Annotated in this window: 19 protein-coding genes; 12 read left to right on the top strand and 7 right to left on the bottom strand. The window is 72.8% G+C overall.

All coding sequences use genetic code 11. The features are described from left to right. The first annotated feature begins 199 nt into the window (after window positions 1–199). On the top strand, window positions 200–1006 hold the full coding sequence (locus tag OG207_RS33065; protein ID WP_329108085.1) for an SGNH/GDSL hydrolase family protein: 807 nt from the start codon (window positions 200–202) through the stop codon (window positions 1004–1006). Here the strand turns inward: OG207_RS33065 and OG207_RS33070 are convergent. After that, complete coding sequence (locus OG207_RS33070; RefSeq protein ID WP_329103618.1) at window positions 976–2715, bottom strand: serine/threonine-protein kinase; 1740 nt, start codon at window positions 2713–2715, stop codon at window positions 976–978. The two genes, OG207_RS33065 and OG207_RS33070, sit on opposite strands and share 31 nt — an antisense overlap. Before the next feature lie 279 nt (window positions 2716–2994). On the opposite strand from OG207_RS33070, the gene OG207_RS33075 reads away from it, so the two are divergent. After that, window positions 2995–3264, top strand: coding sequence for a hypothetical protein (locus tag OG207_RS33075; protein WP_329103619.1), 270 nt, complete (start codon window positions 2995–2997; stop codon window positions 3262–3264). 49 nt (window positions 3265–3313) lie between these two features. On the opposite strand, the gene OG207_RS33080 is transcribed toward OG207_RS33075, so the two are convergent. The 3 genes from OG207_RS33080 to OG207_RS33090 all read right to left on the bottom strand — a co-directional run bounded on the left by OG207_RS33080 (window position 3314) and on the right by OG207_RS33090 (window position 6412). Then, entirely contained in the window at window positions 3314–4510 is a 1197-nt protein-coding gene (locus tag OG207_RS33080; protein ID WP_329103621.1) for a CaiB/BaiF CoA transferase family protein, read from the bottom strand. 91 nt (window positions 4511–4601) lie between these two features. Continuing rightward, window positions 4602–5387, bottom strand: a complete 786-nt coding sequence (locus OG207_RS33085; RefSeq protein ID WP_329103623.1) for an ABC transporter permease — start codon at window positions 5385–5387, stop codon at window positions 4602–4604. Continuing rightward, window positions 5384–6412: an ATP-binding cassette domain-containing protein gene (locus OG207_RS33090; protein ID WP_329103625.1), complete on the bottom strand. Its 1029-nt coding sequence runs from the start codon at window positions 6410–6412 to the stop codon at window positions 5384–5386. Before OG207_RS33090 ends, OG207_RS33085 begins: the two co-directional genes overlap by 4 nt. A 73-nt stretch (window positions 6413–6485) precedes the next feature. On the opposite strand from OG207_RS33090, the gene OG207_RS33095 reads away from it, so the two are divergent. Continuing rightward, window positions 6486–7211: a TetR/AcrR family transcriptional regulator gene (locus OG207_RS33095; protein ID WP_329103628.1), complete on the top strand. Its 726-nt coding sequence runs from the start codon at window positions 6486–6488 to the stop codon at window positions 7209–7211. A 23-nt stretch (window positions 7212–7234) separates the two neighbouring features. On the opposite strand, the gene OG207_RS33100 is transcribed toward OG207_RS33095, so the two are convergent. Then, on the bottom strand, window positions 7235–8359 hold the full coding sequence (locus OG207_RS33100; RefSeq protein WP_329108087.1) for a type ISP restriction/modification enzyme: 1125 nt from the start codon (window positions 8357–8359) through the stop codon (window positions 7235–7237). A 136-nt stretch (window positions 8360–8495) separates the two neighbouring features. On the opposite strand from OG207_RS33100, the gene OG207_RS33105 reads away from it, so the two are divergent. Next, window positions 8496–8657, top strand: coding sequence for a hypothetical protein (locus OG207_RS33105; protein WP_329103630.1), 162 nt, complete (start codon window positions 8496–8498; stop codon window positions 8655–8657). Window positions 8658–8746: 89 nt separating this feature from the next. Here the strand turns inward: OG207_RS33105 and OG207_RS33110 are convergent, their stop codons facing one another. Then, a complete protein-coding gene (locus tag OG207_RS33110; protein WP_329103632.1) occupies window positions 8747–9496 on the bottom strand; it encodes a GntR family transcriptional regulator in 750 nt (249 codons plus the stop codon). Window positions 9497–9574: 78 nt separating this feature from the next. Beyond that, window positions 9575–10888 (bottom strand): homogentisate 1,2-dioxygenase, encoded by a 1314-nt coding sequence (gene hmgA / locus OG207_RS33115; protein ID WP_329103634.1) that lies wholly within the window; start codon window positions 10886–10888, stop codon window positions 9575–9577. Between the two features lie 418 nt (window positions 10889–11306). Between hmgA and OG207_RS33120 the strand changes: the two genes are divergently transcribed. From OG207_RS33120 to OG207_RS33155, 8 genes are all read left to right on the top strand, one after another. Then, a complete protein-coding gene (locus OG207_RS33120) occupies window positions 11307–13454 on the top strand; it encodes a right-handed parallel beta-helix repeat-containing protein (RefSeq protein WP_329103637.1) in 2148 nt (715 codons plus the stop codon). Between the two features lie 133 nt (window positions 13455–13587). Further along, a complete protein-coding gene (locus OG207_RS33125) occupies window positions 13588–14403 on the top strand; it encodes a hypothetical protein (protein WP_329108089.1) in 816 nt (271 codons plus the stop codon). Between the two features lie 352 nt (window positions 14404–14755). Then, the gene (locus tag OG207_RS33130; protein ID WP_329108090.1) at window positions 14756–16057 is read left to right on the top strand and encodes a hypothetical protein; all 1302 of its coding nucleotides are present in this window, start codon (window positions 14756–14758) and stop codon (window positions 16055–16057) included. Between the two features lie 35 nt (window positions 16058–16092). Continuing rightward, a complete protein-coding gene (locus tag OG207_RS33135) occupies window positions 16093–16713 on the top strand; it encodes a TetR/AcrR family transcriptional regulator (RefSeq protein ID WP_329108092.1) in 621 nt (206 codons plus the stop codon). A gap of 201 nt (window positions 16714–16914) precedes the next feature. Then, window positions 16915–19113, top strand: coding sequence for a molybdopterin-dependent oxidoreductase (locus OG207_RS33140; RefSeq protein WP_329103638.1), 2199 nt, complete (start codon window positions 16915–16917; stop codon window positions 19111–19113). A gap of 73 nt (window positions 19114–19186) precedes the next feature. After that, a complete protein-coding gene (locus OG207_RS33145) occupies window positions 19187–20737 on the top strand; it encodes a CitMHS family transporter (protein ID WP_329103640.1) in 1551 nt (516 codons plus the stop codon). Between the two features lie 98 nt (window positions 20738–20835). Continuing rightward, window positions 20836–22248, top strand: coding sequence for an aldehyde dehydrogenase family protein (locus tag OG207_RS33150; protein WP_329103642.1), 1413 nt, complete (start codon window positions 20836–20838; stop codon window positions 22246–22248). An 81-nt stretch (window positions 22249–22329) separates the two neighbouring features. Beyond that, window positions 22330–23409, top strand: coding sequence for a Zn-dependent alcohol dehydrogenase (locus OG207_RS33155; RefSeq protein WP_329108094.1), 1080 nt, complete (start codon window positions 22330–22332; stop codon window positions 23407–23409). The last annotated feature ends 164 nt before the right edge of the window (window positions 23410–23573 follow it).

The following is a 23573-nucleotide window of genomic DNA, read 5'->3' on the forward strand; positions in this document are numbered from 1 at the left end:
ATGATCCGGCACGCGGTGGCCCCGTGCACCCGTGTTTCGCCGGATCGGGTGCCCAAGTTCCCTCTTCAAACGCCATCGGAGTGAAGGTTCGGGTCGCAACTCTGCCCCGAACATTCTTGGCATGGACACTTCCGGCCATTCTCGGCTGCTTGTACCACGGACTCAGGAGTAACCCCCACAAGGAGCCGCACACATGAGCATGAACCTGTCGCGCTTCGCTGCCCTGACCTCCTCCCTCTTACTCGCCGCGGGCGCCACCCTGTTCGGCGCGGGCCAGGCGGCCGCCACCGCCCGGGCCGACTTCGGCTACGTCGCCCTCGGCGACTCGTACTCCTCCGGCGTCGGCGCCGGCAACTACGACGGCGCGAGCGGCAACTGCAAGCGCACCAACCGCGCCTACCCGGCCCTGTGGGCCGCCGCCCATTCCCCCCAGACCTTCTCCTTCACCGCCTGCTCGGGCGCTCGTACGGGTGATGTCCTCGCGAGCCAGCTCACCCCGCTCAACTCCGGCACCGACCTGGTCAGCATCACCATCGGCGGCAACGACGCCGGCTTCTCCGACGTCATGACCACCTGCGTCCTCCAGTCCGAATCCACCTGCATCAGCCGCGTGAACCAGGCCAAGGCCTATGTGGACTCCACCCTCCCGGGCCAGCTCGACCAGGTCTACAACGCCATCGACAGCCGCTCGCCCGGCGCGCACGTCGTCGTCCTCGGCTACCCCCGCTTCTACAAGCTGAACGGCACCTGCACCACCGGCCTGACCGAGGGCGAGCGGGCCGCCATCAACGGAGCCGCCGACCACCTCAACGCCGCCATCGCCAAGCGAGCCGCGAACCACGGCTTCACCTACGCCTCGGTCGTCGGCACCTTCACGGGTCACGAGATCTGCTCCAACAGCGCGTGGCTGCACAGCGTCAACTGGCTGAACATCGGCGAGTCGTACCACCCGACCGCGGCCGGACAGTCCGGCGGCTACCTGCCGGTCCTCACGAACGCCGCCTGATCGGCCCGGTCCGGTTCGCCGGTCTCGGGAGTCGCCGGAGCCGCCGGAGTCGCCCGGGCGCTCGCCGTCGGCGAGGCCGGTGACGGACTCGGTCCGGGGGAGGGGGCCCCGCTCGTCGGGGTCTCCTTCCGGCACGTCACCGAGGTGGCCACCCACTGGGTGGCCACCTCGGCCGCTCCCCGCACCTCCAGTCGGACCGCGTCCGCGAAGACCCCGTCCGGTTCGTGCGTGAGCTCCGTGTGCTCCAGTCGCCGGCTCTTCGGCCCGCCCTCCTCGTACGTGACGGAGCGCCAGTCGGGGCCGGACGTCCGCCCGCTCCGCGTGGCCCAGCGGTACTCCAGCACGACCGGGGTGCGCTCCACCTCGACGGTGGCCGTGAAGGCGGGTGCGTGCTCGGCGGGCGGCGGGCAGCTGCCCGAGTAGGAGGAGCGCACCGTGTCCACGTACACCGAGACGTGTTGCCCCGGCGTGGCCGGGGCGGACACCGACGCCGACGCCGGGGGAACCGCCGAGGGGGTCGTGGTGACGCTCTGGGCGGTGGTGGTGGCCGAGCCGGTCGGGGCGCCGCCGTTCCCGCCGCCCTTCCCACCCGTGTCCTCGCGGTCCTTGAGCAGCAGCCACCCCACCGCGACGAGGGCCAGCAGCATCAGCACGATCCCGATCGTCAGCACCAGCCCGGCGCGGCCCTCGCGCGCTCCCGGACCGGACGCGGGCAAGGGCGGCGGCGTCCCGTACGGCTCCGCGTGCGGTGACCCGTGCGGTGACCCGGGCCGTGATCCGTACGGAGCCCCGTGCGGTTCGTGTGCCCCCTGCCCGTGGTGCGCCGCCGTCGTTGCCCGCCCGTCCGGCCCCGACGCCGGCCTGCCGGGGGCCCGTACGGTCCCGCCCGCGCCCACCACGCGCAGCATCCGGGCCGCCTCCGCCGCGGGTAGCCGCTCGGCCGGGTCCTTGCGCAGCAGCCCCTCCAGCACGGGCTCCAGCGCCCCGGCCCGGCGCGGCGGCGGCAACTCCGCGTCCACCACGGCCCGTAGCGTGTCCAGCGCGGTGGCCCGCCGGAAGGGCGAGACGCCCTCGACAGCGGCATAGAGCATGATCCCGAGCGCCCACAGGTCCGACGCGGGTCCCGGATCGCGCCCCATCGCCCGCTCCGGGGCCAAGAATTCGGGGGAGCCGACCACTTCGCCCGTCATGGTGATCGCCGAGGAGCCCTCCAGGGTCGCGATCCCGAAGTCGCCCAGCACCACCCGGCCGTCGTTGGCGATCAGGACGTTGCCCGGCTTCACGTCCCGGTGCAACACCCCCGAGTCGTGCGCGGAGCGCAGCGCGGCGAGCACCTGTTCGCCGATGTGCGCGGCCCGCTGAGGGGCCATCGGCCCCTCGGCCTCCAGTACGTCCGCCAGCGAGAGCCCGCGCACCAGCTCCATCACGATCCAGGGGCGCCCGCCCTCGGACGCCACGTCGTAGACGGTGACGACCCCGCGGTGCGAGACCCGGGCCGCGGCCCAGGCCTCCCGCTCCAACCGCCGGTACAGTCGCTCCAGTTCGGCGGGTTCCAGCCCGGCCGGCGCCCGTACCTCCTTGACGGCGACCTCGCGGGCCAGCACCTCGTCCCGGGCCCGCCACACGACGCCCATCCCACCCCGGCCGATCGGTTCGAGCAGCCGGTAGCGGCCCGCGATGACACGATCGGAGTTCGATTGGTCACTCACGTGCGCCCCCGAGTGTGCTCCCGTGCGCCCGCGTGTCATCGGGCGATCACTCCAAGTTAGCGCAGTGCGAGCCGTGTGACCCCTGTCGTGACGGGACTCGTGCAGAGGCCTTTCTCAGCGTGACGTCTGTGCGGAGAGTAATCGGCGACTCCGTTGAGTAATCGTCAACTCCCCGTCGCCGCAGGGGTAATTCACACCACCGGGATACCCGGGGGCGATGCGGGGGCGATAGGGTTAACCTGCCCGGGCCGGGTGCCCTCGTACGGGTGGGGAGAGATCATGGAACAGATAGCAATGCGCAGCAGGCCGCCACGCGTGCCTGCCATCACCTGCGGCAGTAGTGCGACCAGTTCGCGCCTCGACCGCCACCTCGCCGTGCTGGGCGGTCCCGCCATCCCGCACCGGGAGGCGGCCGAGGCGACGCTGCTGATGCGCGAGCTCACCTCCCGCGACCACACGCACCGTCTGCGGAGCCGGAGTGCGCGCGTCTCGCTCTTCGCGCCGCTGCGCCGTCTGCGTCGCACGCTCTTCGGCAGCCGCCGCTCGTAACCTTCCCCGTACCGCAGCCGTCGGCCCCCGGGCCGCCGGCTCCCCGGCTCTACCCGATCACACCGTCCCGGCGCAGGTCCGAGATCTGTGCGTCCGCCATCCCCAGGGCGCGCAGCAGGGGCTCGGTGTGCTCGCCCAGCGCGGGCACCGCACCCATGTGCGGTGCCGCGCCGCCCGGCAGTCCGATCGGCGGCAGCAGGGCCCGCAGCGGACCGACCGGTGAATCCACCTCCTGCCAGCGGTCCCGGGCCGCGAGTTGCGGATGCCCGGCCAACTGGGCCACCGAGTTCAGTCGCGCGCACGCGATGCCCGCCGCCTCCAGCCGCTCGATCGCCCCGTCCGCACGGAGCCTGCCCAGCGCCTCTGCCACCACCGCGTCGGTCTTCTCCCGGTTCGCGGTGCGCGCCGCGTTCGTCGCGTATGCCGGATCTTCTGCCAACTCGGGTCGCTCCAATACCTGTTCGGCCAGCCGCCGCCACTCGCGGTCGTTCTGCACCGATAGCAGCACCCGGTCCCCGTCGGCCGTCGCGTAGGCGTCGTAGGGTGCGATCACCGCGTGCGCGAGGCCGGTGCGCACGGGCTGCTCCCCGCCGTGCATCGTGTGGTGCAGCGGGTGGCCCATCCACTCGGCGAGCGCGTCCAGCATGGACACCTCCACCCTGCCCCCGCGCCCGGTGACCCCACGGCGCAGCAGGGCGGCCAGGACCCCCGAGAAGGCGTACATGGCCGCCGCGATGTCCGCCGCCGGGATGCCCGCCTTGACGGGTTGCTCCGGAGTGCCGGTCACCGAGACCAGGCCCGCCTCGCACTGGACGAGCATGTCGTAGGCGCGCTTGTGGGCGTACGGGCCCTCGGGGCCGTAGCCGGAGACGTCCACGGCGACCAGCCGGGGGTAACGCGCGCACAGCGCGGCCGAGTCGAGCCCGAGGCGGGCCGCGGCCCCCTGCGCGAGGTTCTGCACGAAGACGTCCGCGTCGGCCAGCAGGCCGTGCAGGACCTCGCGGCCGCGCGGGTCCTTCAGGTCGAGGGCGATCGACTCCTTGCCCCGGTTGGCCCACACGAAGTGCGAGGCGAGGCCGTGCGCGGCCGTGTCGTAGGCACGCGCGAAGTCGCCGCCGTCGGGGCGCTCGACCTTGATCACCCTGGCGCCCAGGTCGGCGAGCTGACGGGTGGCGAAGGGGGCCGAGATGGCCTGTTCGACGGCGACGACGGTGATGCCGTCCAGGGGGAGCGGTTCGGTAGCCATGCGCCCTGCCTACCCGGTCGGACGGGCCGCTGTCACCACACCGGCGGCGATGCGCGCCATTGGTCACATGAGGCGGCCGCTGCGCGGGCGGTCACCGGCCGCGCGCGAACCTGCCGGTCGCCAGCGGCACGAACAGCGCGAGCAACAGCCCCGACCACAGCAGCGCCCCGGCCACGGGATGGGCCGCGGGCCAGGCGGCGCCCGCCGCGGCCCCGCCCCCGGCGTTCCCGCACAGTGCCCGTACGGCGGTGGCGACGGCGCTGATCGGGTTCCACTCGGCGACCGCGCGCAGCCACCCGGGCAGCCCCGCGGTCGGCAGGTACGCGCTGGAGAGCATCGGCAGGACGAAGGTGGCGCTGCCGAGCTGGCCGGCCGCCTCCTCGCTGCTGCTCAGCAGGCCGAGGTACGTGCCCACCCATGCCGTGGCGAAGCGGAACAGCAGCAGCACGCCCAGGGCCCCCAATGCACCGGGCAGGCCGTTCTCGATGCGCCAGCCCATCGCCAGCCCCACCAGCATCAGCGGCACCATCGACACGCCGGTGGTCAGCAGATCGGCGGCCGTTTGCCCGAGCGGTACGGCGGTGCGGCTCATCGGCAGGGTCCGGAAACGGTCCATCACCCCGCGGTGGGCGTCCTGCGCGGCCGTGAACATGCCGGTCATCAGGCCGTTCGCGGCGGTGGCGGCCAGTAGCCCGGGGACCAGGAACTCCCGGTACTCCGCGCCCGGCATGGCGAGCGCGCTGCCGAAGACGTAGCCGAAGAACAGCAGCATGGTGATCGGCATGGTCTGGGTGAGGATCAGCAGCGCCGGGGCGTGCCGGGCCTTTTGGAGCTGGCGGGTGAGGACGGCTCCGCCGTCGGACAGCAGGGTGCTCATGCGGCGTGCTCCTGATCGGCGCTGGCGCCGGCGTTGGGGACGTCGGCTGGGGTGTCGGCTTCTTCGGCGGCGTCGAGGGACCGGGCCCGGGTGAGGCGCAGGAACACCTCGTCGAGGGTGGGCGGGCGCAGGGCCGCGTCCGTGACCGGAACCCCGGAGGTGTCGAGTTCCCGGATGATCCGCGGCAGGGTGAGGGCGTCGTCGAGGACGGTGACGCCGACGGTCAGCCGCTCCTCGTCGAGCGCGGGCCGACCGCCGGTGAGCCGGTCGAGTACGGCGGCGGCGCGGGCGAGCGCCCCGCGCTCCGCGACCGTGACCTCGGCGCGCGCGCCGATCCGGGCCTTCAACCGGGCCGGGGTGCCGGTGGCGGCGACCCGGCCGCGGTCGACGACCACGATCTCGCCGGCCAGCCGGTCGGCTTCCTCCAGGTACTGGGTGGTGAGCAGCACCGTGGTGCCCCCGGAGCCCTCCCCGACGAGTTCCCGCACCGCCGTCCAGATCTGCTCGCGGGCCGCTGGGTCCAGGCCGGTGGTGGGCTCGTCGAGGAACAGCACCCGGGGGCGGGTGACGAGCCCGGCGGCCAGGTCGAGGCGCCGCTTCATGCCGCCGGACCAGGTGGTGGTCACCCGGTCCGCGGCCTCGCCGAGTCCGAAGCGCTCCAGCAGCTCGTCCGCGCGGGCCCGGCCCGCGCGGCCGCGCAGCCCGGCCAGCCGGGCGAAGAGCCGGAGGTTCTCACGGCCGGTCAGGTCCCCGTCGACGGAGGCGTACTGGCCGGTGACGCCGATGGCGCGGCGGACGGCCGCGGGATCCCGGGTGACGTCGTGGCCGGCGACGAGGGCGCGGCCGCCGGTGGGTGCGGTGAGCGTGGTGAGGACCCGGACGGCGGTGGTCTTGCCCGCGCCGTTGGGGCCGAGGAGGCCGCAGACCGTGCCCTCGGGGACGGCGAGATCGAGGCCGCGCAGGGCGTGGACCTCCCCGTAGCTCTTCTCCAGACCCTCACTAAGTACAGCGTACGTAGTTGTCATGTGCGCCACCGTACCTCACTACGTACGATGTACGTAACTAAGATGGTGGGGAGACGACGAGGTGATCTGAGCCATGACAGCCGGCGGGCGACCCGCTGAACCCGAAGTGATCTGGTCCCGCCCCCAGCGGGCCGGCCGCGGCCCCAGGCCCGCGCACAGCCGCGAGTCCATCGCGTCCGAGGCGGTGCGGATCGCCGACGAGGAGGGGATCGAAGCCGTCTCCATGCGGCGCGTGGCGGCCGGGATCGGCGCGGGGACGATGTCCCTCTACAACTACGTGCCGCGCAAGGAGGACCTGTACGAGCTGATGGTCGACGCGGTCAGCGGGGAGTACGAGTTCCCCCGGCCGACCGGTGACTGGCGGGCCGACCTGCTCGCGCTGGCCCGCGGGACGCGCGCGCTGATGCACCGCCATCCCTGGCTGCCGCGCCTGCTGAGCCCGGTCTACGGCTTCGGCCCGAACGCCCTGCGCTACCTGGAGTACAGCCTGGACTGCCTGGCTCCGCTCGACGTGCCGGACGGCGAGAAGCTGGAGCTCGTCGCCGCCGTCAACGGGACCGTCGCGACGTACGTGGCCAGTGAGCTGGCGCTGGCCGAACGGGCCCGGTCGCTGCCCTGGGGCGAGGCGGAGGAGCAGCGAGTGCGGACGGCCTGGCTCGGCTCCCGGCTGGCCACCGGGGAGTACCCGAGGTTGGCGGCGGCCCTCGGTGGTGGTGGCCCGGTCCCGGGTGCCGGGCTGGACATGGACGAGGTCTTCGGCCGCACGGTGTCCCGGCTGCTGGGGGCCTGGGGGGCGTAGGTCCGACGTCCGGCCGACCCGGCTCAGAGGAGGGCGAACTGCCCGCCCGGGCCTTCCTCCTGGTGGTCCAGTACCGAAGCCGGGTGCCGGGCCCAGGTCGGCGGCGGCAGCACCCCGGCCGTGCGCAGCGCGTCCACCGACAGCCCCGGACCTGCCTCGAACGCGGCCCGCTCGGGGGCCAGTTCGGCCAGCAGCGCCAGCGTGGTCACCAGGGCCAGCAGCTCCGAGGTCCAGCTCTGCGGCCACTCGGCCGGCCCCAGCGCGGCCAGGCCGTCGGCGCCTTCGCCCCGGTGTGCGGTGCGGGCGGCGAACCAGGCCGGGAGCACCTGCACGCCCTGCGCCTCGTACTCCCAGGCCCCGGCCGGCACGGGGGAGACCGTCCCGCTCCCGAGGCTCAGCGTCTCGTTCTCGGCGTCGTACGCGAGCTCGCGCGGCCAGCCCGCGACCGCCGAGCGGACGTACGGGCGGCGCCCGCCGGGCAGCCGGGGCGGCTCTCCGCCGCGCGCGCCGCGCAACTGCACGCCCAGTAGTCGGTGCCCCAGCTCCAGTCCGGCCCGCCAGCGCTCGGGATCGGCGGCGAGCGGGACCTCGTACCCGCGCGGGCCCGGGCGGCCCGCCGCGAGGATCCAGCCCAGGACGTCCTCGGGGGAGACGCGGCAGCCGTGGCGCGCGCCGAGCAGGGCCAGCAGACCGGGGGCGAGGTTCGGCTCGGCGCCGCCGGGGCGCCGGTGCAGGGGGCGGATCCGGCCGAGGCGGCCGATCGGGAGGTGTGCGGTGACCAGCGGATCCGGGGTCAGGGCGAGGAACAGCTGGTGCTCGTCCCGCACCCGCCAGAGCTCGGGGCGGGCCGCGTCGATGAGTCGCTGGTCGGGCAGCAGCCACTGCTCGTCGAAGGGCTCGCGGAGCACCCGTACGGGGTCGGGGCAGGGGCCCGGGGCGTCGGCGAAACGGGCCGTGGCCGCCGAGCGCTGCCCCGGCAGGGCGGCCGCCCCGGCGCCGGGCCTGCGGCTGCGGCTCGGACGGAACAGCCGCTCCTGCTCGGCGCCTTCGGAGCCGGTCAGGGCGGCCCAGCGGGTGCGCAGGGCTGCCGGATCGGGTGCGGCCACCCAGTCCCGTCCCAGGCGCAGGCCGCCCACGGACCAGGGCATCAGATCATCGAGCAGCGGTACGTCTTCGCTCACGCTGCCGATGGTAGCGACGGGATCCGATGGCCGGGCTGCGTCCAGGCCGAAGAGCTAGGCTCCTTATGTACACATATGTGCGGTATCGACCGGGGAGGCGGTCATGAGTCAGTACGACGAATACACGACCCCGTCACAGGCCGAGGGCGAGCGCCTCGACGAGGACATGGACGAGACCCAGCGCAAGCAGCGGCACCCCCAGACGATGCGGACCACACCGTCCCAGGCGGAGGGCGAACGCACCAGGGAGGACGACGAGAAGTAGTCACGGCGCGGCGCCAGAAGGGCGTCGGGGGCCGTGAGGGGGGCCATCGGGGGACGTCGGTGCGTCGCTGGTGGAGCGCCCGGGCGCCGTCAGTGCGCGTCGACCGTCACGGTGAAGGAGAACCGGTCGCCCCGGTAGCGGATCCGGGCCACGTCCACCACCCGGCCGTCCTCGTCGTAGGTGACGCCCGTGTAGTGCAGGATCGGGCTCAGCAGCGGCACCTGGAGCAGCTCGGCCGTCTCCGGGTCGGCCAGCCGGGCCTCCACCGTGTCCGTGATCCGGCTGATCCGTACCCCCACGATGTCCCGCAGGACCTTCGTCATCGGCCAGCGTTCGAGATCGGCGAGATCCACCGTCTCGGCGAATTCCGGGAGGACGGCGTTCTCGGCCCAGTTGGTCGGCTCACCGCTCTCCCGGTCGTGGCGCAGGCGGCGGTAGGTGATCACCTCGGCCGTGTCCGGGAAGTGCTCCAGCAGCTCCCCGGACACGGCCGTGCGGCCGTGCCCGAGGATCGTCGTGCGGTCGCCCGACTGCTGGGCCACGATCGCGTCGACCGAGCCCAGGAGCCGGACCGGGGTGCTGCGCAGCGCGCCCGGCTCGATGAAGGTGCCGCGCCGCCGGTGCCGGCTGATCAGCCCCTCGCCCTCCAGCTCCTTGAGCGCCTGCCGCATGGTCAGCACGCTCACCCCGTAGTGCCCGGCCAGCTGCTCCTCGGTGGGCAGGCGCAGCGAGGCGTCCGGGGTGCGCCCCAGTATCGAGGCGCGCAGTGACTGTGACACCTGGTACCAGAGCGGCAGCTTCCGGTTCAGTACCAGAGAGTCGGGGGCGAAGGCGGTCACGGGTGGTTCTCCGAAGGCTGGACAGGGGGGAGGTGCGGCGCATGCAGGGTACGGCGCATGCAGCGTATGCAGTGCAGGTCAGGCGCGGAAGTGGCGCTGCAGACCCTGCCACACGTCGTCGTAGCCGCGCTGGAGGTGATCGGCGCCGGCCGCCTGCGCGGTGGCGGTGATCGGCCAGCGGGTCTCGAACATGAAGGCCAGGCCGTCGTCGATCTTCTGCGGCTTCAGCTCGGCCGCACTCGCCCGCTCGAAGGTCTCGTGGTCGGGTCCGTGCGCGGACATCATGTTGTGGAGCGAGCCGCCGCCGGGGACGAAGCCTTCGGCCTTGGCGTCGTAGGCCCCCTCGATGAGGCCCATGTACTCGCTCATCACGTTGCGGTGGAAGTAGGGCGGACGGAAGGTGTCCTCGCCGACCAGCCAGCGCGGGGCGAAGACCACGAAGTCCACACCCGCCAGTCCCGGGGTGTCGGAGGGCGAGGTCAGGACGGTGAAGATCGACGGATCGGGGTGGTCGTAGCTGATCGAGCCCAGGACGTTGAAGCGGCGCATGTCGTACACGTACGGGACGTGGCTGCCGTGCCAGGCGACCACGTCGAGGGGGGAGTGGTCGTAGGTGGCGGACCAGAGGTTGCCGCAGAACTTGTTGATCACCTCGGTCGGACGCTCGATGTCCTCGTACGCGGCGACGGGGGCCTGGAAGTCCCGTGCGGCGGCGAGGCCGTTGGCGCCGATCGGGCCCAGGTTCGGCAGCTCGAAGGGCTGGCCGTAGTTCTCGCAGATGTAGCCGCGGGCGTCGGCGTCGAGCAGCTCGACGCGGAAGCGGACGCCGCGGGGGATCAGGGCCATGTCGCCCGGGCGGGCGGCGAGCAGGCCCAACTCGGTGCGCAGGAGCAGCCCGCCGCGCTCGGGGACGATGAGCAGTTCGCCGTCGGAGTCGCTGAACACCCGGTCGGTCATGTCGGCGTTGGCGGCGTAGAGGTGGATGGCCATGCCGGCGCGCTGGGCGGCGTCGCCGTTGCCGCCGAGGGTCCACAGGCCGGAGAGGAAGTCGGTGCCGGGGGCCGGCTCGGGCAGCGGGTTCCAGCGGAGCCGGTTCGGGTCCGCCACGGACTCGGTGAAGGGCGCCGAACGCAGGGCCCCGTTGTCGATCCGGGTGAAGGGCGGGTGCGCGGCCGAGGGGCGGATCCGGTAGAGCCAGGAGCGGCGGTTGTGGGTGCGGGGCTCGGTGAAGGCGCTGCCGCTGAGCTGTTCGGCGTAGAGGCCGAGGGGGGCGCGCTGGGGCGAGTTCCGGCCGATCGGCAGTGCACCGGGGACGGCCTCCGAGCTGTGCTCGTTGCCGAAGCCGGTGAGGTACTCCAGTGCCTCTGCCGTCTTCCTGGCTTGCTCGCTCATGTGCTGCTCTCCCGCTCCGTCGAAGGAATCCTATGGCTGACAGTAGGATTCCGCGGCCCGCACGTCAACGGCGGATCCGTGCCCGGCGCAGAGATCGGCGGGAAAGGGTGGGAATGGGGGAGGGGCTGCGGGTGAGGGTGGGGGTGGGGGGTGCGGATGGGGGGCGGGGCGGGGCGGGTGCGGTGATCGGGTGAGGCGACCGGCACCGCCGGTCGGCACCGCCGGTCGGCACCGCCGGTCGGCACCGGCGGTCGGCACCGCCGGTCGGCACCGGCGGTCGGCACCGCCGGTCGGCACCGGCGGTCGGCACCGCCGGTCGGCACCGGCGGTCGAAATCGGCGGTCGAAATCGGCGGACGGGAACACGGATTCGGTCGAAGGGGATCCCAAAAGATGAACATTGCTCTACTCTCACGCGCATGTCGTGGACCCGCAGGTTCCCTGCCGTGCCGGCGGCGCTCCTCGCCGCCCTTCTCGCCCTCCTGTCCCTCCTCGTCGCGGCACCCGCCGCCAGCGCACACGAGGAGCGCCCGGTCACCCTCCCGGACGGCTCCGGATCGGTACCCGAGTACCGCGCCGCTGAGCCCGACCTGATCGTCTGCAAAACCGACCGGCCCGCCTTCGAGCGCCGGATATCCGCCTTCCCCGACGAGCTCAAGCAGCGCAACCTCGCCCTGTACGAGCGGTGCGAGAAGAGCGGCTACCGACACCTGCAGGAGGCCGTCGACGCCGTCGACCGGCCCGGCATGAACATCGCGATCCTCCCCGGCCTGTACGAGGAGGAGCCCTCGCTCCCCGCACCGACGGGGGAGTGCGCCGCGCTCAAGGCCCCCCAGTCCTCGCTCGGGTACCAGATCCTGTCCTACGAGCAGCAGGTGCAGTGCCGTCACAACCAGAACCTCGTCGCCATCCTCGGCAAGACGAGCCTGCAGATCGAGGGCACGGGGGCGTCACGGCTCGACGTGGTCGTCGACGCCAAGTACCAGAAGCTGAACGCCATTCGTGCGGACAAGTCCAACGGGATCTACTTCCGCAACTTCACCGCCCAGCGCACCACCTTCAACTCGCTCTACGTGCTCGCGGGCGACGGCTTCGTCATCGACGACGTGCTGACCCGCTGGAACGACGAGTACGGTTTCCTGACCTTCGCCAGCGACCACGGGCTCTACAAGAACTGCGAGTCGTACGGGAACGGCGACTCCGGCATCTACCCGGGCAGCGCCTCGAACATCAACGACGGCCGCGGCTACGAGGTCCCCCGGTACTCCATCGAGATCACCGGCTGCCGCAGCCACCACAACATGGTCGGCTACTCCGGCACCGCGGGCGACTCGGTGTGGGTGCACGACAACGAGTTCGACCAGAACATGGGCGGCGCCTCGATGGACAGCGCCTTTCCCGGCCACCCCGGACTCCCGCAGAACCACGCCAAGTTCGAGCGGAACCTGATCCACGACAACAACCAGGACTACTACGGGTACGTCGCCGACGGCACCTGCGCCAAACCGCCGATCGAGCGCGGCTACGAGCGCGGCGTCGTCTGCCCTCAGATCTCCATGCCGCCGGGCACCGGCATCATCACCGCGGGCGGCAACTGGAACCTCTACGAGAACAACTGGGTGTACGGGCACCAGCGTGCAGGCTTCTTCCTCAGCGCGGTCCCCGCCTTCATCCGCGGCGAGGAGGCGTGGTCGAAGCAGACCGACACCTCCCACCACAACCGGTACGCCGGGAACGTCATGGGCAAGGACAAGTCCGGCGCCGCGCGCCCCAACGGCATGGACGTGTGGTGGGACGGCCAGGGGCGCGCCAACTGCTGGCAGGACGGACCCGACGGCTCCACCCCCGGCACGGTCCCGCAGTGCGGTGACCGCCGGGGCGAGGTCTCGGGGGCGTCCGCCCGCCTGGTCGGCGAGCCGGTCAAGCTGGCCCAACTCCTCGTTTGCGCGGACTACAACGTCCAGGCGCGCAAACTCCCGTCCGGCTGCGACTGGTACGGCGCGCGCGGACTCGAGCGGGTGGAGACCCAGCTCGCGCTGGCCGTGGCCGCGGTGCTGCTGCTCGTCGGCGGCGTCCTGTGGTGGCGCCGCCTGCGCGGCTCCCGCCTGGGCACGGCCGCCACGCTGGCCGGGCTGGCGGGTCTGGTCCTGGACGTGGCGGGCTCCACCATGTCCCTGACCGCCACCTTCGTCCCGGCGCTCGCCCTCCTCCTGCTCGGCCTGTGGTGGACGGGCGCCGGCCTGGTCCTGCGCCCCACCCGCCCCTGGCTGGCCCGCCTGACCCTGCTGCTGGCCGGGCTCACCCTGCTGGACGCCTTCGACAAGGCCGTCCTGATGATCCCCTGGACCCCCCTGAGCCCCGCCTGGGTACGGGCCCTGGTCGCCGTGATCTGGGTCCTGTGGGCGGTGGTGGCCTCGGCCCGCCCGGGCACCCCGGCCCGCCCGTCCGGCCCGGGCGGCGACCCCGCGGGCGACCGCGCCCCGGTCCCCGCCGGCCCCGCCCCGGCGCTGAGGGCGGCCGCCACCGAGCCCCCGGCGGCCCCGACGACCCCGGACCCCGCGCCGTGACCCCCGCCCAGGCCGCCCCGACCACAGGAGGCCAGCCGTGACCGACCGGCCCGACGACGACCACCGGTGCGACGCCTGCGGCACGCCGCCCCGCGCGGCCCGCAGGCTCGCCCGAACCGCCCGAACCGCGGCCATGCTCGCCCTCGCCCTGCTCCTTGCGGGCGGCGCGGCGACGGGCTGCGGCGGGCGGGCCACCACCCACCACAAACCCGGCACCAGCCACGAGCAGGCATCCGGAGGCGTGGGCACCCTGCTGACGACCACCGACGCCACCGGTCACCGGCTCCGCGAGGTCCCGGCCCAGGGCGCGCCGGAGGTCCAGCTGACCGTCCGCCCGGACTCGGAGGATGGCTGGAACCTCCAACTGGCAGTGAAGAAATACCGCTTCACCCCCGACAGCACCGGCGGCGCCGCCCTCCCGGGCGCGGGCCACGCCCACCTGGAGCTCGACGGGCGCAAGCTGGCCCGGCTGTACGGCCCCTGGTTCCACCTGCCCGCGGCGCAGGTCCCTGAGGGCACCCACACCCTGACCGTCCGCCTCTACGCGGACGACCACACCGCCTGGGCGGTCTCGGGCAAGCCGGTCGAGGGCACGGCCCAGCTGACCGCCACCGCCCCGGGCCAGCCGGGCGGACACAGCCACGGGGACACTCCGCCGCCGGGCCAGACCCCGGCGCCGGAGCAGGCCGACCGCACGGTCACCATCACGGTCCGGGACGGCAAGGTCAGCCCAGCTCCCGCCCGCACTGAGCTACGGCGCGGAGAGCGCGTGGCCCTGCGCGTCACGAGCGACCGCGCGGACACCCTGCACGTCCACGGCTACGACAAGGAACTCGCCCTGCCGGCAGGCCAGGAGGCCACCCTGATCCTGACGGCCGACCGCACGGGCCTCTTCGAGGTCGAGACCCACGAGTCCAGCCTCGTCCTCACCCAACTCCTCGTCCGATGACCCCACCCCGCCCCGAACCGAGCCCCCAACCCAGCCCCGCACCCCGACCTGAGCTCGGGCCGACGCCTGCGCACCCGGCCCAGCCGGCACAGGGCCCTGTGCCGGCACCCGGCCCCGTGCGCGCATCGGGCCTCATGTCCGCGCACGGCCCCGGAGTGGTGCCCAGGCCTGCGTGGTTCGGCGGTCCGTTCGCGTTCCGGCTCGGCGCCCGGTCCCGGCCGTCCGCACCCGGGCCGGAGTCCGGGCGGACGGGCCGTGTCGCCGACGGGACCGCGCTCCGGGCGGGGAGATGGTGAGCCCGCTCGGGCCGGATCTCGCCCCGGGCGCCACCGAGGGGAGCCACGGCCAGGGCGTGGTCCTTCACCCGGCCGATCCGTTCACCTCGCTCGCGCACGGGATCGGGTCCCAGCACGATCTGCCGATCTCTCCCTTCTACGCCTTCGCCGGCGCTTTCGCCGCGCTGTTCGTCTCCTTCCTCGCACTCGGCCTGCTCTGGTCCACCTCCCGCTTCCGCGGAGCGCGCTCGGGCCTCGCCCTACCCGCCGCCCTCCAGAGGGTGGCGGACGCGCCCGCCGTCCGGACCGCCCTGCACGGACTAGGACTCGCCGTCGCGGCGGCCGTCCTGCTCCACCTCCTCCTCGGGCCCGACGATTCCGCGCGCAACCCCGCTCCCGGCGCCGTCTACGTCCTCCTCTGGGTCGGACTCGTACCCGCCTCCCTCCTCCTCGGCCCCGTCTGGCGCCTGCTCAACCCGCTCCGCACCCTGCACCGCCTGCTCTCCCGCTTCCTGCCCCGCCGCGGCGCAGGCCGCCCCCTCCCCTCCCGGCTCGGCCAGTGGCCGGCCGCTGCCGGCCTGTTCGGCTTCACCTGGCTCGAACTCGTCGCTCCTGATCCCGCATCAACCACCACCCTCCTCATCGCCATCACGGCCTACGCCACCGCCCACCTCCTGCTCGCCGCCCGCTTCGGCGAGCGCTGGTTCGACGAGGGCGATGCCTTCGAGGCGTACTCCGCCCTCTTGGCGCGGCTCGCCCCCCTCGGCCGTCGCAGCGACGGCCGCCTCGTGCTCCGTAACCCCTTCCACGGACTCGACGCGACACCCGAGCGGCCCGGACTCGTCGCCACTGTCTGCGTCCTCCTCGGCTCCACCGCCTACGACGGCTTCTCCGACAACCCCTCGTGGATCAACGCAATACAGACCTCCCCCCTCGGCCGCATCCCCACGGCCACACTCGGACTGCTCGGTTCCATCGCCCTCGTCGCCGGCCTCTACTGCCTTTGCGCCGCCGCCACCCGCCTCGTCAGCGGCCCGCACCCCGGCCCGCTGACCGCCTTCGCGCACTCACTCGTACCGATCGCGCTCGGCTATCTCATCGCCCACTACTTCTCCCTCCTGGTAGTCGAAGGACCACGCACAGTAAGCATGGCACTCGGCACTGACAACGCCCCCGAACCCGTGCCACCCCTGGGCCCGGGCGGCCTCGCCGCCCTCCAGGTCATCGCCGTCGTCACCGGTCACGTCCTCGGTGTCGTCGCGGCCCACGACCGGTCCGTGCGGCTCTTCCCGCCGGCGAAGGCGGTGGCCGGACAGCTACCGCTGCTGGTGCTGATGATCACTTACACCGTCGGAGGGCTCAGTCTTCTGCTGAACTGAGACCCCCGAAGAACCGAGAAGCGAGGAGCGGCATGATGGACCCCGTGCCCCCCGTCCACTCCCTGCGCCGAGCGCCGATCCAGCAGCGCAGCGCCGACCGGCTCGCCCGGATCCTCGACGCCTGCGCCGAGCTGCTGGACGAGACCGGGTACGAGAACCTCAGCACCCGTGCCGTGGCCCAGCGTGCCGGTGTGCCGATCGGTTCCGTCTACCGCTTCTTCGGGAACAAGCGGGCCATGGCCATCGCCCTCGCCCACCGCAACCTGGACCGCTACGTCGACGGCATCGCGGACCGGCTCGCCGAACTCCCGGCCACCCACTGGCGGCCCGTCGTGGACGCGGTGCTGGACGAGTACCTGGCCATGAAGCGCAGCGTCCCCGGCTTCGCGCTCGTCGACTTCGGCGTTCCCGCCCCTCCGGCCGAGGGGCCGGAGGCGGATCCCAACCACCAGGTCGCCGCCCGGCTGACGGAACTGCTCTCCGCGCATCTCGTCCTGACCCCCGACGCCGCCCTGGAGCGGGCCGTCCTCGTCGCGGTCGAGGCCACCGACGCGCTGATACAGCTCGCCTTCCGGGCCGACCCGGCCGGGGACCCCGGCATCGTCGCCGAGACCCGCGCGATGATGCACGCGTACCTGGCCGGCGTGCTGGACTGACCCCTTCCGGGTCCGGCGCCGGTCCCGGCTCGCTGCCGCTGCCGCTGCCGGGTCGAGGGTGGTGCGGGTCGAGGGCGGTGCTGGTCGTCACCCGTACCCACTCGTGCCACACACCCCTCCCGTCCGTGCGTACCGGTCGGTATGCTCGATGTGTTCCGTGTGCCCGTGCCCGTGCCGCAGACCGCCGCCCCTGGAGGGCCCATGTCACGCACCGCCCTGCGCATCTGCCCCCTGTGCGAAGCCACCTGCGGCCTCACCCTCACCCTCGCGGACGGCGCGGTCACCCGAGCCCGCGGTGACCGCGAGGACGTCTTCAGCCGCGGCTACATCTGCCCCAAGGGGGCTGCGTTCGGAGCGCTCGATTCCGACCCCGACCGGCTGCGGGGCCCCCTCGTCCGCCGCGACGGCCGTTTGCGGGAGGTCACCTGGGAGGAGGCCTTCGAGGCCGTAGCGGCCGCCGTCCCCGCCCTGGTACGGGAGTACGGGGCCCAGTCGGTCGGGGTCGTCCTCGGCAACCCGAACGTCCACACCATGGCCGGCGCCCTCTATCCGCCCCTGCTGCTCAAGAGCCTCGGCACCCGCAACCTCTTCACCGCCAGCACCCTCGACCAGATGCCCAAGCACGTGTCCAGCGGGCTGCTCTTCGGCGACCCCTTCGCCATTCCGGTCCCCGACCTCGACCGGACCGACTTCCTGCTGCTCCTGGGCGCGAACCCGGTCGAGTCCAACGGCTCCCTGTGCACCGCCCCCGACTTCCCGGGCCGACTCAAGGCCCTGCGCGCCCGCGGCGGCACCCTGGTCGTCGTCGACCCGCGCCGTACGCGCACCGCCGCGCTCGCCGACCGTCACCTCGCGCCGCGCCCCGGCAGTGACGCGCTCCTGCTCGCCGCCCTCGCGCACACCCTGATCGAGGAGGAGCTCGCCGACCCCGGAGCGCTGGAAGAACAATGCGACGGCATCGGGGAACTCGGCGCCGCGCTCGGGAGTTTCACCCCCGAGGCCGTCGCACCCGCATGCGACCTCACCGCTGCCGAGATCCGCACCCTCGCCCGCGAGCTGGCAGCCGCACCCACCGCCGCCGTCTACGCCAGGATCGGTAGCTGCACCGTCGAGTTCGGCACGCTGGCGAGCTGGCTGGTCGACGTACTGAACATCCTCACCGGCAACCTCGACCGGCCGGGCGGAGCCTTCTTCCCGCTCTCCGCGACGGCCTCCGCGGGCCGCCCCGCGGGCCCGGGCAAGGGGTTCGCCCTCGGCCGCTGGTCGAGTCGGGTCGCCGGCCACCCCGAGGTCAAGGGCGAGCTGCCGATGGCTGCCCTCGCGGAGGAGATCGAGACCCCGGGTGACGGGCGGATCCGGGTCCTGCTGGCCATCGCCGCCAACCCGGTCCTGTCCGCACCCGACGGCGATCGGCTGGACCGGGCGCTGGCCGGGCTGGACTTCATGGTCTCGGTCGACCCCTACCTGAACGAGACCTCACGCCATGCCCACGTCGTCCTGCCACCGCCGCCGCCCTCACAGAGCGCGCACTTCGACTTCGCGTTCAACGGGTTCGCCGTGCGCAACCAGGCGCGCTACTCGCCCGCCGCCCTCCCGCTGGCGGACGGACGCATGGACGAGTGTGAGATCCACGCGCGCCTGATCCTCGCGGTTTCCGGCCTGCACGGAACGCCGCCGGGGGCGGTGGACGAGCGCGTCATTGCCGACAGCCTGGCCCGGGCCGTCAACGATCCCCACTCACCGCTCCACGGCGGCGACCCGCAGGAGTTGGCCCGCCTACTGACCGGCCGTACCGGCCCCGAGCGACGCCTCGACCTGATGCTGCGCACCGGCCCGTACGACCTGACGCTCGAAGATCTGCGGCAGGCGCCGCACGGCATCGACCTCGGTCCGCTACGGCCCCGGCTCCAGGGCGTGCTGAAGACCCGCAGCGGCAGGATCGAGTTGCTCCCGGACCCGATCGCGGCCGAGCTCCCCGGGCTGCGCGCGGCGCTCACCGACCGCCCCGCCGCCCTGGTGCTCGTGGGCCGCCGCCATCTGCGGTCCAACAACAGCTGGTTGCACAACGTTCCGGCCCTCACCGGAGGTTCCAACCGCTGCACCCTTCAGGTCCATCCGCAGGACGCGGACCGGCTCGGCCTCGTCGACGGAGGGCACGCCAAGATCACCGCCGACGGTGGGAGCCTGGAGGTGCCCGTCGAGGTCACCGACGCCATCCGCAGCGGTGTGGTGAGCCTTCCGCACGGCTGGGGACACGACCGGGCCGGCGCGCGGCTATCGGTGGCCGCCGAGGCGCCCGGGGCGAACGTCAACCAGCTGCTCGACGGCACCCGCATGGACCGGCTGTCCGGCACCGCGGTGCTCAACGGCTTCCCCGTAGAACTCACGCCACTGCCCTGAGCTGGGGTTTTGCTCGTATTGCTCACGCGTGGACGTCTTGTTGACGCGAGGAGGCGGCACCTACCTTCCCCCCATGCTGACCTTCCTCGGCTTCGCCATGATCGCGACGTTCCTGGTCCTGATCATGATGAAGAAAATGTCGCCCATCGCGGCGCTCGTCCTCATCCCCGCACTCTTCTGCGTGTTCGCAGGGAAGGGCACGCACCTCGGCGACTACGTCATCGACGGCGTCGGCAAGCTCGCCCCGACCGCCGCCATGCTGATGTTCGCCATCGTCTACTTCGGCGTGATGATCGATGTCGGCCTCTTCGACCCGATCGTCCGCGGCATCCTGCGCTTCTGCAAGGCGGACCCGATGCGGGTGGTGGTCGGCACCGCCGTCCTCGCCGCGATCGTCTCGCTCGACGGCGACGGCTCGACCACCTTCATGATCACCGTCTCAGCCATGTACCCCCTCTACAAGCGGCTCGGCCTGAGCCTCGTGGTGATGACGGGCGTCGCGGCCACGGCCAACGGCGTCATGAACACCCTGCCCTGGGGCGGTCCGACCGCGCGCGCCGCCACCGCCCTCAAGCTCGACGCCGCCGACATCTTCGTCCCGATGATCCCGGCGCTCGCGGTGGGCCTGTTGTTCGTGTTCGTACTGGCGTACGTCCTCGGCGTGAAGGAACGCCGCCGGGTCGGCACGCTGGTGCTGCCCGGCCAGGCGGGTCCGGAGGCCGCCGCGGCGGAGCTGGTTACGGCCGGCCCAGGCACGGCCGCCGCGGTCGTCGCGGACCTCGCCGTGACGTCCGCGCCCGTCGAGGGCTCAGCCGGATCCACTGCTTCCGTCGGACGTGTGGCTTCCACCGGGTCCACGGCTTCCACCGGGTCCACGGCTTCCGCCGGATCCGCGGCCTCCGCCGCTTCCGCCGCTTCCGACGCAGGTGCGGCCGACGCCGCCCCGGTCGGGAACGTTTCGCTCCCCGCGCCCGAGGACGGTTTCCAGGGGCTGGACCCGGACCGTCCCACTCTGCGGCCCCGTCTCTACTGGTTCAACGCCGGCCTCACCGTGGCCCTCCTCACCGCGATGATCATGGAGCTGCTGCCCATCCCGGTGCTGTTCCTGCTCGGCGCCGCCCTCGCCCTCACCGTCAACTTCCCGCACATGCCCGACCAGAAGGCCCGGATCGCCGCCCACGCCGACAACGTCCTGAACGTCGCCGGCATGGTCTTCGCCGCCGCCGTCTTCACCGGGGTCCTCACCGGCACCGGCATGGTCAAGCACATGGCCGACTGGCTCGTCGGTGCCATCCCCGAGGGCATGGGCCCGCACATGGCGCTCGTCACCGGCCTGCTCAGCCTGCCGCTCACCTACTTCATGTCCAACGACGGCTTCTACTTCGGCGTCCTGCCCGTCCTGGCCGAGGCCGGAGCCGCCCACGGGGTTTCCCCGCTGGAGATCGCCCGCGCCTCCCTCGTCGGCCAGGCCCTGCACATGTCGAGCCCGCTGGTTCCGGCCGTCTACGTCCTCGTAGGCATGGCCAAGGTCGAGTTCGGTGACCACACCCGGTTCACCGTGAAATGGGCGGCCCTGACCTCACTCGTGGTCCTCGCGGCAGGGATGCTTTTCGGCATCATTTGAAATCCGGCACCCTCTGGCCGGCAAAAACTACCGACGCTAGTTTGTAGGGTGTTCGCGAGGTCGGATCTACGCGCTCGTGCGTGCTCGGGAGGAATGCCATGAAGGCCCACGACGGGATGTACATCGACGGCGCGTGGCGGCCCGCCGCCGGCCGCGATCTGATCGAGGTCGTGAACCCGGCCGACGGCCAGGTCATCGCCCAGGTCCCGGCCGGTACCGCAGAGGACGTGGACGCGGCCGTACGCGCGGCCCGTACGGCCCTGCCCGGCTGGGCGGCCACGGCTCCGGCCGAGCGGGCCGCCTTGATCGGCGCGCTCCGCGACGCACTGTCGGCCCGCACGGGCGAGCTGACCGAGACCATCACCGCCGAGCTCGGGTCCCCGCTCGGCTTCTCGAAGGCGATCCACGTCGGAGCCCCGATCGCCGTGGCCACCTCCTACGCCGAACTCGCCTCCTCCTACGCCTTCGAGGAGCGGGTCGGGAACTCCACCGTGCTGCTGGAGCCCATCGGGGTGGTCGCGGCCATCACGCCCTGGAACTATCCGCTGCACCAGGTCGTTGCAAAGGTGGCGCCCGCTCTCGCCGCCGGCTGCACCCTCGTCCTCAAGCCGGCCGAGGACACCCCGCTGACCGCACAGCTCTTCGCCGAAGCCGTGCACGAGGCGGGCATCCCGGCCGGAGTCTTCAACCTGGTGACCGGAACCGGTCCGGTCGCCGGCCAGGCCCTGGCCGCGCACGAGGGAGTCGACCTCGTCTCCTTCACCGGCTCGACCGCGGTCGGCAAGCAGATCGGCGCCACGGCCGGCGCCGCTGTCAAGCGGGTCGCGCTCGAACTGGGTGGCAAATCGGCCAATGTCATCCTGCCCGGAGCCGACCTGGTCAAGGCCGTCGCGGCAGGCGTCGGGCACGTCATGAACAACAGCGGCCAGAGCTGCAACGCGCTGACCCGGATGCTCGTCCACCGGGACCACTACGAGGAGGCCGTCTCGCTCGCGGCCGCCACCGTCGCCGACTATCCCATCGGCGACCCCCGCGAGGCCGGTGTCCGCGTGGGCCCCGTCGTCAACGCCAAGCAGCACGAGCGCGTCCGCGGCTTCATCACCAAGGGCCTGGAGGAAGGCGCGCGCCTCGTCGCCGGCGGGCCCGACGCGCCGCTGGAGCAGGGGTACTTCGTGGCGCCGACGGTGTTCGCCGACGTCACGCCCGACATGGCCATCGCCCAGGAGGAGATCTTCGGCCCGGTGCTGTCGATCCTCCGCTACGAGGACGAGGAGGAGGCCCTGACCATCGCCAACGGCACTGTCTACGGTCTGGGCGGCGCCGTCTGGGCCGCCGACGACGCGACGGCCGTGGCCTTCGCGCGCCGGATGGACACCGGGCAGGTGGACATCAACGGCGGCCGCTTCAACGTGCTCGCGCCCTTCGGCGGATACAAGCAGTCAGGTGTCGGCCGTGAGCTGGGCGCGCACGGCCTGGCGGAGTACCTCCAGACCAAGTCCCTGCAGTTCTGATCCTCCTGATTCACCTGCCCGACCCGCCGCACCTGCCCGACCTGCCGCACCCGCCCGCACCGGAAAGACGAGATGACGACCATGGTCCGCGCCGCAGTCCTGCCCGCCGTCGGAGCACCGCTGGAGATACGGGACATCGTGCTGCCGGATCCGGGCCCCGGGCAGGTCCGGGTGCGGCTCGCCGCAGCCGGGGTGTGCCACTCCGACCTCTCCCTCACCAACGGCACCATGCGGGTTCCCGTGCCCGCCGTCCTCGGCCACGAGGGCGCGGGCACGGTCCTCGCGGTGGGGGAGGGCGTCACCCACGTCGCCCCCGGTGACGGCGTGGTGCTCAACTGGGCCCCGTCCTGCGGAGAGTGCCACCACTGCACGATCGGTGAGGTCTGGCTCTGCGCCACGGCGCTCACCGGGGTCGGGGCCGTCTACGCGCACGACGCACAGGGCACGGCACTGCACCCCGGGCTGAACGTGGCCGCCTTCGCCGAGGAGACCGTCGTCGCGGCCAACTGCGTGCTGCCCGCCCCCGCCGGGATCCCGCTCGCCGAGGCCGCCCTGCTCGGCTGCGCCGTCCTCACCGGCTACGGGGCCGTCCGCCACAGCGCCCAGGTCCGTCCGGGCGAGTCGGTGGCCGTCTTCGGAGTCGGCGGTGTCGGCCTGGCAGCCCTCCAGGCCGCCCGGATCGCACAGGCGGGCCCGGTCATCGCCGTCGACGTGTCCCCGGTCAAGGAGGAACTGGCCCGTGCGGCCGGGGCCACCGAGTTCGTGTTGGCCTGCGACACCACCGCCAAGCAGATCCGTGCACTGACCGCCGGGCAGGGCGCCGACGTCGCCGTCGAGTGCGTCGGCCGCGCCGAGACCATCCGGGGCGCCTGGGAGTCGACCCGGCGCGGCGGCCGCACCACGGTCGTCGGCATCGGTGGAAAGGAGCAGCAGGTCACCTTCCACTCCATGGAGATCTTCCACTTCGCCCGAACCCTCACCGGCTGCGTCTACGGCAACAGTGACCCGGCCCGCGACCTCCCGGTGATCGCCGAGCACGTCCGTGCGGGCCGTCTCGACCTCGGCGCCCTGGTCACCGACCGCATCACCCTCGACGACATCCCGGCCGCCTTCGACGCCATGCTGATGGGCAAGGGCGGCCGCTCCCTCGTCGTGTTCTGACGCCGTCAGCCGGGCGCGCCCGCCGCCTCGCGCAGCCGCAGGTGGCGGTGGGCTGAGCCGGTCCAGCGCCTCCTGGCCGCGCGGGTCGTCGAGCAGCACGAGGGCCCGTACCGCCTGGATCTGGATCTCGACCGAGGGATCGGCTTCGCGGGGTCCGGCCGTCG

This window comes from Streptomyces sp. NBC_01439 (assembly GCF_036227605.1).
Taxonomy (GTDB): domain Bacteria; phylum Actinomycetota; class Actinomycetes; order Streptomycetales; family Streptomycetaceae; genus Streptomyces.

Bases quoted from the DNA above. Each gene is read 5' to 3' on its own strand.
- OG207_RS33065 (WP_329108085.1), top strand. From the start codon at position 200: ATGAACCTGTCGCGCTTCGCTGCCCTGACCTCCTCCCTCTTACTCGCC.
- OG207_RS33075 (WP_329103619.1), top strand. From the start codon at position 2,995: ATGGAACAGATAGCAATGCGCAGCAGGCCGCCACGCGTGCCTGCCATC.
- OG207_RS33080 (WP_329103621.1), bottom strand. From the start codon at position 4,510: ATGGCTACCGAACCGCTCCCCCTGGACGGCATCACCGTCGTCGCCGTC.
- OG207_RS33085 (WP_329103623.1), bottom strand. From the start codon at position 5,387: ATGAGCACCCTGCTGTCCGACGGCGGAGCCGTCCTCACCCGCCAGCTC.
- OG207_RS33090 (WP_329103625.1), bottom strand. From the start codon at position 6,412: ATGACAACTACGTACGCTGTACTTAGTGAGGGTCTGGAGAAGAGCTAC.
- OG207_RS33095 (WP_329103628.1), top strand. From the start codon at position 6,486: ATGACAGCCGGCGGGCGACCCGCTGAACCCGAAGTGATCTGGTCCCGC.
- OG207_RS33100 (WP_329108087.1), bottom strand. From the start codon at position 8,359: ATGCCCTGGTCCGTGGGCGGCCTGCGCCTGGGACGGGACTGGGTGGCC.
- OG207_RS33105 (WP_329103630.1), top strand. From the start codon at position 8,496: ATGAGTCAGTACGACGAATACACGACCCCGTCACAGGCCGAGGGCGAG.
- hmgA (WP_329103634.1), bottom strand. From the start codon at position 10,888: ATGAGCGAGCAAGCCAGGAAGACGGCAGAGGCACTGGAGTACCTCACC.
- OG207_RS33120 (WP_329103637.1), top strand. From the start codon at position 11,307: ATGTCGTGGACCCGCAGGTTCCCTGCCGTGCCGGCGGCGCTCCTCGCC.
- OG207_RS33125 (WP_329108089.1), top strand. From the start codon at position 13,588: ATGCTCGCCCTCGCCCTGCTCCTTGCGGGCGGCGCGGCGACGGGCTGC.
- OG207_RS33135 (WP_329108092.1), top strand. From the start codon at position 16,093: ATGGACCCCGTGCCCCCCGTCCACTCCCTGCGCCGAGCGCCGATCCAG.
- OG207_RS33140 (WP_329103638.1), top strand. From the start codon at position 16,915: ATGTCACGCACCGCCCTGCGCATCTGCCCCCTGTGCGAAGCCACCTGC.
- OG207_RS33145 (WP_329103640.1), top strand. From the start codon at position 19,187: ATGCTGACCTTCCTCGGCTTCGCCATGATCGCGACGTTCCTGGTCCTG.
- OG207_RS33150 (WP_329103642.1), top strand. From the start codon at position 20,836: ATGAAGGCCCACGACGGGATGTACATCGACGGCGCGTGGCGGCCCGCC.
- OG207_RS33155 (WP_329108094.1), top strand. From the start codon at position 22,330: ATGGTCCGCGCCGCAGTCCTGCCCGCCGTCGGAGCACCGCTGGAGATA.